At 71.9% G+C, this 14,960-nt stretch carries 11 protein-coding genes; 4 read left to right on the top strand and 7 right to left on the bottom strand.

Features of this window, described 5'->3' with window-relative positions; all coding sequences use genetic code 11:
* Nucleotides 1–3 precede the first annotated feature (3 nt).
* The 3 genes from MMF94_RS03445 to MMF94_RS03435 all read left to right on the top strand — a co-directional run bounded on the left by MMF94_RS03445 (nt 4) and on the right by MMF94_RS03435 (nt 4,413).
* The gene (locus MMF94_RS03445) at nt 4–1,407 is read left to right on the top strand and encodes an Nramp family divalent metal transporter (protein WP_241034757.1); all 1,404 of its coding nucleotides are present in this window, start codon (nt 4–6) and stop codon (nt 1,405–1,407) included.
* A gap of 53 nt (nt 1,408–1,460) precedes the next feature.
* Nucleotides 1,461–3,674, top strand: a complete 2,214-nt coding sequence (locus MMF94_RS03440) for a SpoIIE family protein phosphatase (protein WP_241034756.1) — start codon at nt 1,461–1,463, stop codon at nt 3,672–3,674.
* A gap of 298 nt (nt 3,675–3,972) precedes the next feature.
* Nucleotides 3,973–4,413: a hypothetical protein gene (locus MMF94_RS03435; RefSeq protein ID WP_241034755.1), complete on the top strand. Its 441-nt coding sequence runs from the start codon at nt 3,973–3,975 to the stop codon at nt 4,411–4,413.
* 52 nt (nt 4,414–4,465) lie between these two features.
* Here the strand turns inward: MMF94_RS03435 and MMF94_RS03430 are convergent, their stop codons facing one another.
* The 5 genes from MMF94_RS03430 to MMF94_RS03410 all read right to left on the bottom strand — a co-directional run bounded on the left by MMF94_RS03430 (nt 4,466) and on the right by MMF94_RS03410 (nt 9,579).
* Nucleotides 4,466–4,759 (bottom strand): WhiB family transcriptional regulator, encoded by a 294-nt coding sequence (locus MMF94_RS03430; protein ID WP_277398639.1) that lies wholly within the window; start codon nt 4,757–4,759, stop codon nt 4,466–4,468.
* A 286-nt stretch (nt 4,760–5,045) separates the two neighbouring features.
* Complete coding sequence (locus MMF94_RS03425) at nt 5,046–5,459, bottom strand: anti-sigma factor antagonist (protein ID WP_241034754.1); 414 nt, start codon at nt 5,457–5,459, stop codon at nt 5,046–5,048.
* 59 nt (nt 5,460–5,518) lie between these two features.
* Nucleotides 5,519–7,366, bottom strand: coding sequence for a selenocysteine-specific translation elongation factor (gene selB / locus MMF94_RS03420; protein WP_241034753.1), 1,848 nt, complete (start codon nt 7,364–7,366; stop codon nt 5,519–5,521).
* The gene (gene selA, locus MMF94_RS03415) at nt 7,356–8,699 is read right to left on the bottom strand and encodes an L-seryl-tRNA(Sec) selenium transferase (RefSeq protein WP_241034752.1); all 1,344 of its coding nucleotides are present in this window, start codon (nt 8,697–8,699) and stop codon (nt 7,356–7,358) included. The genes selB and selA overlap by 11 nt, the downstream gene beginning before the upstream one ends.
* Before the next feature lie 97 nt (nt 8,700–8,796).
* On the bottom strand, nt 8,797–9,579 hold the full coding sequence (locus tag MMF94_RS03410) for a hypothetical protein (RefSeq protein ID WP_241034751.1): 783 nt from the start codon (nt 9,577–9,579) through the stop codon (nt 8,797–8,799).
* A gap of 173 nt (nt 9,580–9,752) precedes the next feature.
* Here MMF94_RS03410 and selD point away from each other — a divergent pair, with 173 nt between their 5' ends.
* Nucleotides 9,753–10,787 carry a selenide, water dikinase SelD gene (gene selD, locus MMF94_RS03405; protein WP_241034750.1) on the top strand — a complete coding sequence of 345 codons (1,035 nt, stop codon included), beginning with the start codon at nt 9,753–9,755 and terminating at the stop codon, nt 10,785–10,787.
* Between the two features lie 29 nt (nt 10,788–10,816).
* Here the strand turns inward: selD and MMF94_RS03400 are convergent, their stop codons facing one another.
* Together MMF94_RS03400 and MMF94_RS03395 are read right to left on the bottom strand one after the other, a co-directional pair.
* Complete coding sequence (locus tag MMF94_RS03400) at nt 10,817–14,062, bottom strand: bifunctional cytochrome P450/NADPH--P450 reductase (protein WP_241034749.1); 3,246 nt, start codon at nt 14,060–14,062, stop codon at nt 10,817–10,819.
* Nucleotides 14,059–14,766 (bottom strand): hypothetical protein, encoded by a 708-nt coding sequence (locus MMF94_RS03395; RefSeq protein WP_241034748.1) that lies wholly within the window; start codon nt 14,764–14,766, stop codon nt 14,059–14,061. The genes MMF94_RS03400 and MMF94_RS03395 overlap by 4 nt, the downstream gene beginning before the upstream one ends.
* Nucleotides 14,767–14,960: the final 194 nt, after the last annotated feature.

Here is a 14,960-nt window from a genome sequence, read left to right as displayed (position 1 = left end):
CGTATGTCTGCAACACCCGAGACCGCCAGCACCGACCCGTACACCCTGACCCCGGAGGGGATCAAGGATCCGCCGGTCGGGTGGAGGGCCAGCTTCCGCTACCTCGGCCCAGGGCTGATCCTCAGTGCGTCGATCGTGGGATCGGGCGAGCTCATCGCTACCACCACTCTGGGCGCGGAGGTCGGCTTCGCGCTGCTCTGGCTGGTCATCTTCAGCACGTTCGTGAAGGTCGCCGTCCAGGTCGAGCTGGCGCGCTGGACCATCGCGACCGGGCAGCCCGCGCTCACCGGCTACAACAGGGTGCCGCCCAGGATCGGCCGGATGGGCTGGGTCAACGTCCTGTGGATGGTGCTGGCCCTCACCAAGCTGCTGCAGCTCGGCGGCATCATCGGCGGCACGGCCGTGGCGTTCAGCATCCTGCTGCCGTTCGGGCCCGACCCTCTCGCCTTCCAGTCGCTCGTGATCTGGACGTCGATGCTCGCCCTGGGCAGCATCGCGCTGCTCTGGACGAACTCGTACCGGCTCATCGAGCGGGGAGCGGTGCTCCTCGTGGTGATCTTCACGTTCGTCACGGTCGGCATCGCCATCGGCCTGCCTTTCACGCCGTTCGCCTACGGCGCCGGTGACGTGGCGAGCGGGCTGACGTTCCTCATTCCCGCGGGCGCGATCGGCGCCGCGATCGCGATGTTCGGCATCACCGGCGTCGGGGCGGACGAGATCACGTTCTACACGTACTGGTGCATCGAGAAGGGCTACGCCCGGTGGACGGGCCCGAACGACGGCAGCGAGGCATGGGTGCGCCGGGCCAACGGGTGGATCCGCGTGATGTACAAGGACGCGTTCGTCTCGTGGCTCGTCTACACCTTCGGCACGCTCGCCTTCTATCTCATGGGCGCTGCGGTGCTGAACCCTCAGGGCCTCGTGCCCGAGGGCAACGGGATGATCACCACGCTCTCGCGCATCTACACCGACGTGCTCGGCGAGTGGGCGAGCATCGCCTTCCTGATCGGTGCCATCGCCGTGCTGGGTTCGACGATGTGGGCGGCCGTGCCCAGCTGGTCGCGGATGTATGTCAACCTGCTCGCGACGATGGGCGTGCTCGACTGGCAGGACCCCGTTGCGCGGCTGCGCTGGATCCGCATCTTCACCGTCGCCTTGCCGCTGCTGTGGGCAGTGACCTACCTCACCATCCAGTCGCCGGTGGTGATGGTGCAGATCGGCGGCGTGATGACGGGCATCTTCCTCGTGGCCACGGTGGTGGCGGTCTGGTACCTCCGCAGCACCGAGCTCGATCCGCGGCTGCGTGGCGGCTCGGCGTTCAACACCCTGCTCGTCGTCAGCAGCGTCGCCATCGGGCTGCTCGGCCTCTACACACTGCTCGAGGTGTTCGGCCTCGGGATCGGCTAGTCGCTCCGGACATCGGGCCGCGGCAAACGGCGTGCCGCCCTACCCTGGGGCGGGTGGAGGACGGCAGAGACCTCGGTGCCCGCACGGCGCACCCCGTTGCAGACCTTCCGCAGGTGCTGAACGGCGCTCCCGCCGCAGTCCTGGTGATCGACCTCGAACGACAGCAGGTCGTCTACGCGAACGAGGCTGCCATCGAGCTCACGGGTCACCGCGTGCAGCTGCCCGTCGACATCGACGATTGGAGCGACGCGGCGGGGCTCACCGACCTCGGGGGCAGGCGGATGAGCGAGACCCGCTCACCGCTGTCGCTCGTGGCGAGCGGCGTGCCGGTGGCGGGGGAACCGGTGGCGGTGAGCGACGCGGCGCGACGGGGCGGGCGCGTCACCACCGCCCAGCGCGACGCCAGCGAGGGCAGGCTGCTCTGGGTCACCGGCTTCAGCCTCTCCCACGCGCCCGCCGGGATGGTGCCCTCCGGCTTCGGCGACGGCACTGACGCCCGCGCGCTGGTGGTGTTCCTCCAGCTCTCCGACACCGAGCACGGCGACCGGCGGCGGCTCGAGATGCTGCGCGATCGAGCCGTCATCGCCACGGACATGTCATTCACCATCACCGTCGCGCGGGACGGCGAGAACCCGCTGATCTGGGTCAACCCCTCGTTCTGCAAGCTCACCGGTTACTCCTACGACGAGATCGTCGGGCGGGACTGCCGGTTCCTGCAGGGACCCAACACCGATCGGGCGGCAGTGCAGCGCATTCACGAGGCGCTCCAGCGCCGCAAGCCGATCACCGAGTTGCTGCTCAACTACCGACGCGACCGCACGGCGTTCTGGAACCAGGTCTCGATCTCCCCTGTGTACGACGGCCAGGGCGATCTGATCAACTTCGTGGGCGTGCAGACCGACGTCACCGAGCGGGTGATCGTCGAGCAGGAGCGCAGGTCCGCGCTCGCCGAGGCCGAGGAGGCCCGCAGCCAACTGCGGCTGCTCGCCGAGGCGACCACGCAGATGACCGGTGCCCTCGGCGTCACCGACGCGTGCGAGCGGCTTGCGCGCAGCCTCGTGCCGGAGCTCGCCGACGTGTGTGCCGTCGACCTGCTGGATCGGCCGGGCACGGGCGTGCCGCTGCGTATCGCCGTGGCGGCCAGGGAGCTCGCCGACGAGGCGCGCATGCAGGAGCTGGGCAGGCTGCGCAGCAACCGGCCGAGCAGCGGCAGCGACACCGGGAGCGTGCTCGTGGGGGACCGTCCCGTCCTCGTGCCGGAGCTGCCCGAGCACGGCGACGACCGCTACCCCGAGGACCCTGCTGCCGCCGCCGTGTACGACACGCTGAGGATGCGGTCGGTCATGGTCGTGCCGGTACGGGCGCGTGGCCGGGTGCTCGGGGCGCTCACCCTCGTCACACAGCACCCCTATGGACGCCGGTACGGCTCGCGGGATCTGCATCTGGCCACCGACATCGCCGGCCGCGCCGGCCTCACCGTCGACAACGCCCGCCTGTACGAGGTGGAGCACGCGGCGGCGGTCACCCTGCAACGCAGCCTGCTGCCTGCCGTGCTGGAGGTCGAGGGCCTGCAGGTGGCGGCGCGCTACCTGGTGGGCGTCGACGGCAACCAGGTGGGCGGGGACTGGTATGACGTGCTCAAGCTCCCCGACGGATCCGTCGGGCTGGCGGTCGGTGACGTGGTGGGGCACGACCTGCGAGCCGCGGCGGCGATGGGGCAGCTGCGCGGCGTCGTCCGGTCCTACGCCTGGGACGGGGGCCTTCCCGGGTCGGTGCTGGACCGCTGCGACCAGTTGGTGCAGGGCCTGGAGATGGCGGCCATGGCAACGGCGGTGTACGCGCGGATCGAACCGATCGAGGGCAGCGACGATCGGCTCCTGCGCTACGCCAACGCCGGGCACCCCGCGCCGTTGTTGCTCGGTCCGGACGGCACGCTCCGGCGGCTCGACGAGCACACCTCCCCGATGATCGGGGCCGTACGGAGTTTCGGCCGGGCGGCCGACCCGGGGCGCACGGAGGCCGTGCTGCGCTGTTCGCCCGGCTCGATCCTGCTGCTCTACACCGACGGGCTCACCGACATCGCGGGGGAGGACGCCGACGAGCGCACGGAGCTGCTGGAGCGCACCCTCGCCGCGATGGAGCCCCGATCGGAACCGGAAGCCGTCGTCGAACAGGTGCTGGCGGCCTGCAGTCCGCACCGCCTCCGCGACGATGTCGCGCTGCTCGCCGTCCGCATCGATGATCGACTCGTTACAGCCGAGCGCTGAACGGCGTATCAGCACCGGAATGAGTTACCGGCTGGTAGTAGGGCCGTTTGCGGATCCCGGCGCGCCGCTTGTCGTTCGAGGTCGCGGGAAACGAGCAACCCGTAGCTGCCTGCCGGTTCAATCCTCAACAGAAAGGGAGGCGCCTCGGGGGGCGAGGGGTCGGCACGCGTCTAGGGGGACGTACTACATGGTCGCGGTACCGGAGATTCCGATCTCCGCACCGATGGCAACATCTGTCATCGAACGATCGCCTGTTTCTCTGCAGAGGCGACGGGCCGTTGCAGTTGCCGTCACTGCGATGGAGCTACTACGGCCCGAGTCGGATCTGGCGCGAGCGGTCGCCGCATTCCCGCACATCGACGTTCTGATCATCGCCGACGACGAGCCGGTGTCCGTGGTCGAGGCGCTCGACGGGTACGGCGACGGCGTCGACGACGGCTACGACGAGCTCCGCGCCGATGTGGACCAACTCGGCGTCCCCGGCCTGCACCTGCACCGCCTGGGGCTCCGACAGCCGCTGGGCCCATGGGCCGAGCACGACGTCGTGGCGGCGATCAGCGAACTGGTCGGTTTCGATCCGGAGCCGGGCGTCTACTGCCTGGCACCCGTCCCTGCACCCGCCGACGCCGCACGCGCCGTCGTCAACCGGGCCGCTCGGCGCATCGCGCAGGTGTACGGCATTCCTTTGCTGCGCTACCTCTGCCTCGAGCTGTCGGTCGTCGGCGAGGAAGGCGCCTGACACGCTGAGGGGTGGCCCGAGCCCGGACCACCCCTCGCTCCGTTCTGGCCGCTCAGCTCGCCAGCGGCACGCCGCGCTGCTCCAGGATCACGCGACGCTCCGACTCCGCCAAGCCGCCCCACACCCCGAACGGCTCGCGGGTCTGTAGAGCGAACTCCCGGCACTGCTCGATCACCGGGCATCGGTGGCAGACGGCTTTGGCCTGTGCGGTCCGGCGCGCCCTGGACGGGTTACGTTCACCGTCCGGGTGGAAGAACACGGCGCTGTCCATCCCCCGGCAGGAACCCAACCGCTGCCACTGCCACGCATGGTCCATCGGGCCGGGAAGCCGGCTGACGTCGCTCATCGTCACCTCTTGTCGTTCGTGCCCGACGGCACTCGGCGAATCCACGACGTCGTTCCCGGCTGGTTGAGGGGCCAAACACCCCCCAATCGGACATGAGGGAGCTGCCGGCGTTCGGCGCTGGCCGAACGCTCGGTTCCGCGGCCGCCCGTGGGACGTCTGCTCGGCCGTTCGAGCAGCTCAGAGCGCCGCCTACGCGGCGTGGGCGCCTCCACGCTCTCGGGCGACGCCGCTCTTCGCCCGATCCGGTGTGATACAGCTCACCACTGTCACGGGTCACTCACTCGGGCTAGGTGGCCGCCAAGGCCTGCTCGACCGTGTCATGAATGTCGAACAACGGCACGAGCCCGGCGATCGTCAACGGGCGGAGAACGCGACGCGCAGTGCACGCCAGCCGAAGCTCCACACCCGCCGCGTGGGCCGCCTCGCGCACCTCGATGAGGACGGCCAAGCCGCTCGTGCCGAGGAACGACACGCCGTCGAGGGCCAGCACCACGAGCTCCACGCCCGCTTCCGTGCCGAACTGGTCGATCACGGCGGAGCGCAGCTGAGGCGAGGTGAGCATGTCGACCTCACCTCCGACCTCGATCACGACCTGCCCGGGTGCAGGGCTCCGCCGGCCCAGGGTGATCTGGTCGTCGACGTCGCCGCCCCGCCTGACGGACGGCGGATCGGCGGGCAGGTTCTCACGGGTCTCGGACATCGAGGCTCACGGTAGGGGCCACGTGGCTGCTGTGCCACTCCAGACACTCGTCCTGGTTCTCAGGCGAGCCGGTGACCCCCGTCGGGGGTCCGGACGGTGTGTCCGGCGCTGGCCAGGAGCTCGAGCAGCGGCACGGCGACCCGCCTGCTGGTACCGAGTGCTTGGCGTGCCGCGCTGAGCGTGAACTCGGGGCCGAGGTCGGCGAGCACCTCCAGGGCACGCTTGTCGGCGCCCGGGAGCAGCACGACGCCGTCGGCGATCCGCATCAGCTCGCCCGTCTTGACGAGCGAGGCGACCTGTCGCGGCCCCAACCCGAGTTCCGAAAGGCGCGCCGCCTCCGGCGCTGCGAAGGGGGTGCGCTCCAGGTCGGCGCGCAGCGCGTCCATCGCGGCGCGAACCGCGGGCGGCAGCGAGCGTGCCGCCGATCGCGCGACCCGCCCGTCCCGCAGCACGAGGCCGGTATCGCTTCCTGCCCGCTCGGCATGGCGCAGTACTGCCTCCACCAGCCGCGGCTCCGGCAGGCCGACGGCCCGCCGCGCCGCCTCGGTGGGCAGGCCGGGGTCGAGCGGGTCGTCGGTGTCGTGCGCGGCCACCGCAGCCGCCAGCTCGGCCGCGATCCCGGTGGCCCGCCCGGGATCCACCAGCCACCCGGCCGCTCCTGGCGCCACGCGCGCCACGGCGTCCACATCGGGGCGGGTGACGCCCATGGCGATCAGCTCGCTGCGGCGCGCGATGCCGCGGCGGGCCAGCTCCGCGGCCGCGGACGCGACGCCGGTCATCGTCGCGAGCTGGGCCGCGCGCCTGGTGGCAGATCCACGGCGGCGCAGCTCCGGGGGACGGACGTCGAGCACGGTCAGCCCGGCCGCGACCACCCGACGCCCGGGATCGCGCAGCACGGCCCGATCTCCGACGCGCAGCGGGAGCGGATGGCGCAGCCGCAGCCGCACGGTGTCGGCGCCGAGCGGCCGTACCCGGGCTGTGACGGCCGCCGCGCCGATGTGCAGGCTCAGCTCGGCGGGCAGGTCGTCGACGTCGACGGGAATGCCGTCGCGGATCCCGTGCAGGCGGGCGTCGAGCAGGTCGGTGGCGAGCCAGGCTCCGGGGGTGAGCAGCACGTCGCCGCGGGTCACGGCCTCGCGGGGCACTCCGCGCAGGTTCACCGCCACCCGGGACACACCGGCGGCCTCGGTGGCGTCGGCGCCGAGGCTCTGCAGACCGCGCACGCTCACCGTGCGAGCGCCCTCGGCCGTGAGCAGCTCCAGCTCGTCGTGCACACGGATACGGCCGGCCCCGAGCGTGCCGGTGACCACCGTGCCGGCCCCCCGGATGGTGAAGGCACGGTCCACCCAGAGACGCACGTCCGCCGTGGTGTCCGGCGCGGGCAGGCCGGCGATCAGGTCGTCCAGTGCGTCGCGCAGCTCGTCGAGCCCGGAGCCGGTCGCCGCCGACACGCAGACGGTCCGCAGGCCGGCGAGCGGTGTACCGGCCAGGTGCTCGAGTGCCTCGTCGCGGGCGAGCTCCGGCTCCATGAGGTCGCTCCGGGTGATCACCAGGAGCCCGTGGCGCACACCGAGGGCGCAGAGCGCGTCGACGTGCTCTGCGGACTGCGGCATCCAGCCTTCGTCGGCGGCCACGACCAGCAGCACGGCGGGCACGGGCCCGACTCCGGCCAGCATGGCGGTGACGAACCGCTCGTGGCCGGGAACGTCGACGAACGCCACGGTGGTGCCCGACGCGAGCGTGGTCCACGCGAAGCCCAGGTCGATCGTCATGCCGCGGCGGCGCTCCTCGGCCCACCGGTCGGGCTCCATCCCGGTGAGCGCGCGGACCAGCGTGGACTTGCCGTGGTCCACGTGCCCCGCGGTGGCCACCACGGCACGGGCGGACCGCCCCTCGTTACCGCTCACGACCTGCTCCCACGGCGAGCACCGCAGCGGTGAGGGCGGCGTCGGCGTCAGGCGGCAGGGCACGCAGGTCGAGCAGGCAGCGCCCGTGCTCGACGTGTCCGAGCACGGCAGGCTCACCGGCGCGCAGTGCGTCGGCATACCGCTCGGGCAGCGAGATCGCGGCGCTCGGCAGTGTGACGCCGGGCGCGCCCCCACCGCCGACGGTGGCCGCGGAGTCCACCGCGACCGCGTCCACGCCCGCCTCGGCGAGCGAGCCTGCCACCCGCGCGGCGCGACCGCGCAGGGCTGCCGGGTCGGCGTCGAGCGCGGCTCTGGTGGGCGGCGCCGGGCCGCGGAGGGTGGCCTCGAACGCGGCCAGGGTGAGCTTGTCCACCCGCATCGCCCTGGCCAGCGGGTGGCGCCGGATCCGTTGCACGAGCTGGGCTCCCTCGCCGGGCGCTCCGAGCAGCAGCCCGGCCTGCGGACCACCGAGCAGCTTGTCGCCTGAGGCCGTGACGAGGGTGGCCCCGCGTGCGAGCGAGCTCGCGGCGTCGGGCTCGTCGGGGAGCAGCGGGTGCGGCGCCAGCAAACCGGAGCCGATGTCCGCGACGACCGGCACACCCAGGTCGGTGAGCTCCTCGATCTCGACGGATCGCGTGAAGCCGCTGATCACGAAGTTAGACGGGTGCACCTTGAGGATCAGCGCGGTTTCGGGACCGACCGAGGCCGCGTAGTCGGCGCGGCTCACGCGGTTGGTGGTGCCGACCTCGCGCAGGCGCGCGCCGGTGGCCGTGAGCAGTTCGGGGATGCGGAACCCGTCGCCGATCTCGACGAGCTCGCCGCGCGCGATGACGATCTCGCGGCGCCCGTCGGGACCGCCGGTGGCGAGCGTGACGGCCACCAGCGCGAGCGCGGCGGCACCGTTGTTGACCAGATGGGCGGCCGCTGCACCCGGCACGGCGGCGAGGAGGGCGTCGATGGCCGCGGCGCCGCGGGGACCGCGCCCGCCGGTGGCGAGATCGAGCTCGACGTCGCAGGTACCGGCGGCCAGGTCCAGAGCGGCCCGGGCGGCCGCGGAGAGCGGGGCTCGTCCGAGGTTGGTGTGCAGCAGCACCCCGGTGGCGTTCAGCACCGGTCGCAGGCCCGTGGCGGTGGTCGGCAACGAGTCGAGAACGGCGCTCACGACCGCTTCCTGCTCGACGGGCAGCTCACCTCGCCGGGCGCGGTCCTGCGCGGCCGTGACCGCCGACTTGACGAGCGCGCGGCCGAGCCGCTCGGCCGCGGCCGCGATCCGTGGCTCGGCCAGGACCGCGTCGGTTCGCGGCACGCGTCGCCGCGGATCCACCGTGGTCACGAGACCACCCTACGACCAGGCAACACGTCGACGTTTCGCAGCCAGGGCCTTCGGCGGCGGCGCGGGGAGCTGCGCCGCCGCCGATCGGGCGGCCGGTTCAGCCGACGGTCGAACGCTCGCGCTGAACAGGCCGGGCTGCGGGGGCGTCGGCGCCGTCGCCGCCGAACGGCGCGCTCTCCGGGCCCGTGGTCAGCTCGGCACCGAGCAGCTTGTGGAGCCTGCCCATCTCGCTGCGCACGTTCTCGTGCAGCCCCTCGACGCGGCGCAGCTCCTGCTCGGCGGCCTCGCGACGGCGCTTGAGGTCCTGCTCGCTGCGGTGGCGCACCTCCTCGGCGCGGGCCTGCGCCTCGCTGACGAGGGCGTCGGCGGCGTGCCGCGCGTCGTCGGTGATGCGGGCGGCGTCGTCGCGGGCCGCGGCGAGAGTGGCGGCGGCCTGCTGCTCGCGCTCCTGCAGAGCAACGTTGCGCTGGGTGGCCTCCTGGTCCAGCTCGGCCGACCGGGCGATCAGCGCCTGCTCCACCTCGTGGCGGTGCCGTTCCGCGTCGGCGCGGGCCTGCTCGAGGAGCGCCGTGGCCTCGTTGGCCGCGCGGTTGCGGACGTCGGCCGCCTCACGCTCGGCCAGCCGGAGGATCTTCTCGGCGCGGAACCCGAAGCTGTCCTGCGACATCGGTGCGTCCGCCTGAGCCGCGGCGCGGGCCCGCATCTCCTTCTCGGTGGCCCGGGCGTGCTGCTCTGCGCCCTGGCGGGCCGCTTCCGCGGAGGCCAGCCGGTCGCGCAGCTCCCGCATCTGAGAGTCGACCTGATCGCGGTCGTACCCGCGCCTGACCACGTCGAAGGACGCTCCCCCTGATGACGGGCCGCCGGTTCCTGCGCTCTGCACGTTCGGGACTCCGTGAGCAGGGTTCTGGCCGCTGATCGTCACGGCGCGTAGTTTGTTCCCCCGAACGAGCGAAACTGAACCCGAGATCGACAGGCGGGTGATTTCGTGCGGTAGCCGGTTTGGTCTGGTTCGTCCTGACTGCCATCGCCGCCGGGAACTCCTACGCTCGGGGTGTGTCGGAATCCACCCTCTCCCGCCGCCTTACGCAGTTCAGCCACGGCGCGGGCTGCGCATGCAAGCTCGCTCCCGGCGAGCTCGCCACCGTGCTGCGCACCTTGACCCCGCAGTCCCACCCCGACCTGCTGGTCGGCACCGAGACCGGCGACGACGCCGCGGTGTGGCGGCTCGACGCCGACCGTGCCTTGGTCGCCACCACCGACTTCTTCACCCCGCTGGTCGACGACCCCCGGACCTGGGGCCGGATCGCCGCACAGAACGCGGTGTCCGACGTCTACGCGATGGGCGGACGCCCGTTGTTCGCGCTGAACCTCGTGGCCTGGCCGTCGTCGGAGCTCCCGACGTCGATGCTCGCCGAGGTGCTGGCGGGCGGGGCCGAGATCGGCGCGGAGAGCGGCTTCGCCGTGGTCGGCGGCCACAGCGTGGACGACCCGGAGCCCAAGTACGGCCTCGCCGTGGTCGGGGAGGTGCACCCGGACCGGATCCTCACCAACGCCGGGCTCCGGGACGGGGACGTGCTGGTGCTCACCAAGGCCCTCGGGGTCGGCATCGCGACCACCGCGATCAAGGCGGGCACCGCCTCCCCCGAGGTGCAGGAGGCCGCTGTCGCGTCGATGACGGCGAGCAACTCCGCAGCGGCGGCGGCCGCCGTGGACGCCGGCGCCACCGGCTGCACCGACGTCACCGGGTTCGGGCTGCTGGGGCACCTGTCGAAGATGACGGCAGCCTCCGGCGTCGACGTGGACCTGGACGTGGCCGCCGTGCCGTTCCTGCCCGGCACGCGCGCGCTGGCCGAGGCGGGGACGATCCCCGGGGGCACTCGCCGCAACCGCGACTGGGTGGCCCCGTCGGTGGACCCCGCCGGGTTCGCGGAGCTGGAAGTCCTGCTGCTCGCCGACGCCCAGACCTCCGGTGGCCTCCTGTTCGGCGCCGCGCCCGACCGGGCGGCCGAGGCGGTGGCGCGGCTGGGTGCCCCCGCAGCGGTGATCGGTCGCGCCCGCACGGGCACGGGCCGCATAACCCTTCGCTGAGCTCGGAGCTCGTTGCGGTGGGGCTGCGCTCAGCCGCCCCAGATGTCCTCCAGGTAGCGGTCGGCGCTGCGTAGGCCGGCGAGCCAGGCCTCGGCGTCGGACTCGCCTGCGCCGGTGTGGGCTCGGAAGATCTTCTGCAGGGCGGCGCGGACGCCCGGTGCCATCGTCCCGGCGTTGCCGCACACGAGCACCACGGCGTCCTGCTGCAACAGGCTCCACACCTCGTCGGAGCAGTCGAGCATCGCGTCCTGGACGTACCGGCAGCGTGCGTCGGCCCGGGAGAACGCGTTCTCCACGCGCACCACGCCCCGCCCCTCGTACGTGCTCAGCTCGTCCGCGTAGAGCATGTCGGTGTCCGGGCGGCGGCAGCCGAAGAAGAGCAGCGACCGCGCGATCGGCACTCCCTGCTGCTGCAGGACCGCCCGTTCCTGCAGGAACCCGCGGAAGGGTGCGAGCCCCGTGCCGGCGCCGATCATGATCATCGGCACGTGCGGGTTCTCCGGTGGCCGGAACGGGATCGAGGGCTGCCGGACGAACACGAAGGCCGTGCCGTTCTCCGGGACGATCGACAGGTGCCCCGAGCAGATCCCGGTGAAGGTCCCCACCCCGGACCGGGCAGGCCCGCGGAGCACCCCTGCCGTGATGCTGCAGACCTCCGGATCCGCCATCGGTGACGAGGAGATCGAGTAGTACCGCGGGCGCAGCGGAGGCAGCATGTCGAGGAAGACCTCGAACGGCACCTCACATGCCGGGAACGCCTCGAGCAGGTCGAGCATCGACCGGTTCGGCGTGAACACGTGCTCGGTGTAGCGGGCGTGGGCCTCCTCGTCGTCGCCGGCGAAGGACTCGAGCTGCGCTTTCTGGTCCGGGTCGGTCGTGTAGCGGGCGAGGGTCTGGATGTCGTCGCGCGTGGCCACGTCCTGCAGCTCGACGCAGCTGCCGAGCACGCCGAGCAACGGTGCGGGCTCCTCGATCGGCAGGTGGGTGTGGGTGCCGCTGCGCGGGATGATCGTGACGTACTGACCGGCGTCCAGTCCGAAGCGCGCCATCACCCGCCGGATCAGGTCGACGCTGTTGCGCGGGAGCACGCCGAGGTGGTCACCGGCGCGATAGGGCATCTCCGGCGGCAACGCGATCTCGACGTGCCGGGTGGAGCGGTCGACCGGCTTGCCGTTGCCGATCAGTAGCTCCCGGTTGACGGTGACCCGCCCCGGACGGGCCCGGTAGGACACGATCACCGGGTTGGTGAGCTGCCGGTTGGTCAACGTGAGCGACAGCCGCGGCCCGCCGTCGACGGCGGCGCCGACCTCGGCTGGCAGGTCGAGCGCGGTGGCGAGGTCGGACCAGAGGTCGCTGTGCCAGTCGCGGTACTGGGCGTCGAAGTCACCGGCCGCGTTGCCCTCGCCCCTGCGGTGCACGCGGCGGCCGCCGTGGGCCTCCAGCTGCTCGTCCAGCAGCGTGGGCACGGCCTGGTAGGTGGCTGCCCATTCGGTGTTGCCGCAGCCGAAGACGGTGTACGCGACGCCCTCGGCGGCCCCGTCGCCCGCTCCGGTGATCCATCGGCAGAACGCGTCGGCGTTGTCCGGCGGCGTGCCGTTGTAGGACGAGGACACGATCACTGTGGCCCCGCTCGCGGGCATGTCGTCGACGTGGTCGTCGAGCGCGCCCAGCGTCACGTCGAAGCCGCGTTCCGTGCCCTCCTGCGCCAGCCGGGTGGCGATGCCCTCGGCCGTGCCGAGGTTCGATCCGAACAGCACCGACAGCGGGGTGCCGTGGCGCGCCACCGCCGGGGCGACCGCAGCGGCGGCAGCGGTGCCGATGGACTCGGTGCGTGCGGGGCTCTCGGTCGCCACCGGTGGGACGGCGCCCCGTTCGATGTGGACGTCGCTGCGGGGCCGGACCTGGATCCGGAACTCGTCCGGCTTGACGGTCAGCGTCGTCTTGGTCTTCAGCTCGTAGCCCAGGTGGTCGACGAGTTCGAACCGCTGCAGCAGCATGCCGAGTACGAGCGTGGCCTCCTGCAGCGCGAACTGCCGCCCGATGCACGCGCGCTGCCCCGTGCCGAAGGGCTTGTAGGCGTTGGGGGGAAGGCCGGCCAGCCGCTCGGGGCCCATGTGGTCCGGGTTGAACTCCTCCGCGTCCGGGCCCCACACCGATGTCTGGCGGTGCAGCGCCGGAATCACGACGCTGAGGGTGGTGCCGGCGGGGATCGCGTACCGGCTGCCGATCACGGTGTCCTCGTAGGGATAGCGGCTGAACGCCGGGGCCGTGGGCCAGAGCCGCAGGGCCTCGTCGAGCACCTGCCTGATGTAGGTGAGCCGCTGCACCTGCTCGAAGGTCGGCCACGCCCAGGTGCCGAGCACGTCGTCGGCCTCGGCGCGCGCCCGTTCCATCATGTCCGGGTTCTTGAGCAGGTAGTAGATCGCGAAGGAGAGCAGGCCCGAGGTCGTCTCGTGGCCCGCGATGAGGAACGTGATGCACTGCGCGCGGATGTTGACGTCGGGCAGCCGCTCACCGCTCTGCTTGTCGACGCCCACGAGCATCCGTCCGAGCAGGTCGGTGGTGTCGGCCGCGTCCCCCTCCGCGCGGCGTTCGGTGATCAGCCGGTCGACCAGGTCGTTCATGAACGCCTGGTCCTCCTCCGCCTGACGCTGGGCGCGGACCCGCAGACGCGTCTGCAGCTTCGTCTGCCGGACCCTGGTCTGCGCCTCGGTCAGGGAACGCACCATCGCCTCGACGAACGGGTGCGGGGTGTCGCGGTAGAACGAGTTGAACCGGTAGCCGAACCCGCACAACGCGATGGTGTCGAGGGTCAGCCTGGTCATGTCCGCGGGCACGTCGACGTCCTCGCCCGGATTGAGCCGCCCCCATTTCTCCATCAATTGATCGGCGATGTCGAGCATCTTCGGCATGTAGTCGCGCATCGACTGCTGGCTGAAGGGCGGCATCAGGATGTTGTGCGCGCGGTGCCACAACGGGTCGTCGGTGCGGGAGGTGAAGAGCCCGTTCGACATGCCGCCGCGGCGCAGGTTGGACAGGCCCCCGCCGACCTGCTTGTCGAAGCGCTGCTCGTCACAGATCTCGTTCACCAGTTCGGGGCCGGATACGAACAGGCGCATGCCACCGGGGACGTTGAGCTTGAACAGCGGCCCGTATTCACCGGCCATTCGCACCAGTGCGTCGATCGGGTTGTGGGCGTCGAGGTCGAAGATGTTGCCCAGCAGCGGGAGCCCTCGGGGACCGGGTATCTCGTCGAGTCCGATCGGCTCACTCATGGTGTTTCTCCAATCGGCCGGTGCGCGAGCAGCAGGATGCTCATCATGAGCACCCAGGCCGGGAACACCAGCAGGATCGCGGGATGAAAGGTCACGCTGACCAGCAGGAACGCGGCGATGACGTAGCTCGCTGCGGCGAGCCAGCGCGGTAGGACGCCGGCCAGCCTGGCGAGCCCGGTGGTGGTGATCATGTACACGCCGGCGGCCCGGACGCCGTAGACGAAGACCATCGAGTAGCCCACCGACGAGAGGGCGCGGGCGACGTCGGGTGCGGGCGCCGGCACGTTCGAGAACTGGGACAGCAGGGCCACCGCGCCGACCGCGGCCGCGCCGCTGTAGAGCATCGCGACGAACAGCACTCCCGCGGCCAGATGCAGCCAGTGCGGGATCTGCGACCACGACGCCGGGCGGAGCACCTGCAGCAGGGTGCGCGTCGCGATCATGTGCCAGAGGCAGGCGATGCCGGCGAACGGGACGACGTACAGGCCGAGTGCGACCAGTACGTTGCCGGATCCCGAGCTGTAGAACGCGACGTACTCGGCGTCCGAGGCCTCCAGGTCCGGCGCTTGCTGGAGCAGTACCAGCCCGACGGTGAACAACACCGCGAACACCACGCCGGAGATGCCGGCCATCCGGGCGTGGAACAGCCCGGGCCTGGCGATGACCGGGGTGCTGCCGGTGTCGTGCCGCGTGGCTGCTGCCATGGGAGGTCCCCTCGGGACCGCGGGCGCCCGGGACCGGCCAACCCGGTCGTCGTTCCCCGCCGGGACGCCCAGTCCCGCGCCTGTAGTACGGGCGTCCGCGGTGCCCGGTCAATACCGAGACGCCCCGTACCGGGCGAGATGAGCCATTCGCCCCCACCGGCTCACGCGAACGGCCCTGCCTGCGGCTACGGTCG

Origin of the sequence: Pseudonocardia alaniniphila (assembly GCF_022524485.1) — a bacterium.
GTDB classification, from domain to species: Bacteria; Actinomycetota; Actinomycetes; order Mycobacteriales; family Pseudonocardiaceae; genus Pseudonocardia; species Pseudonocardia alaniniphila.
The sequence above is the reverse complement of the archived record's forward strand: the minus strand, read 5'-3'. Positions and strand labels throughout refer to the sequence as shown.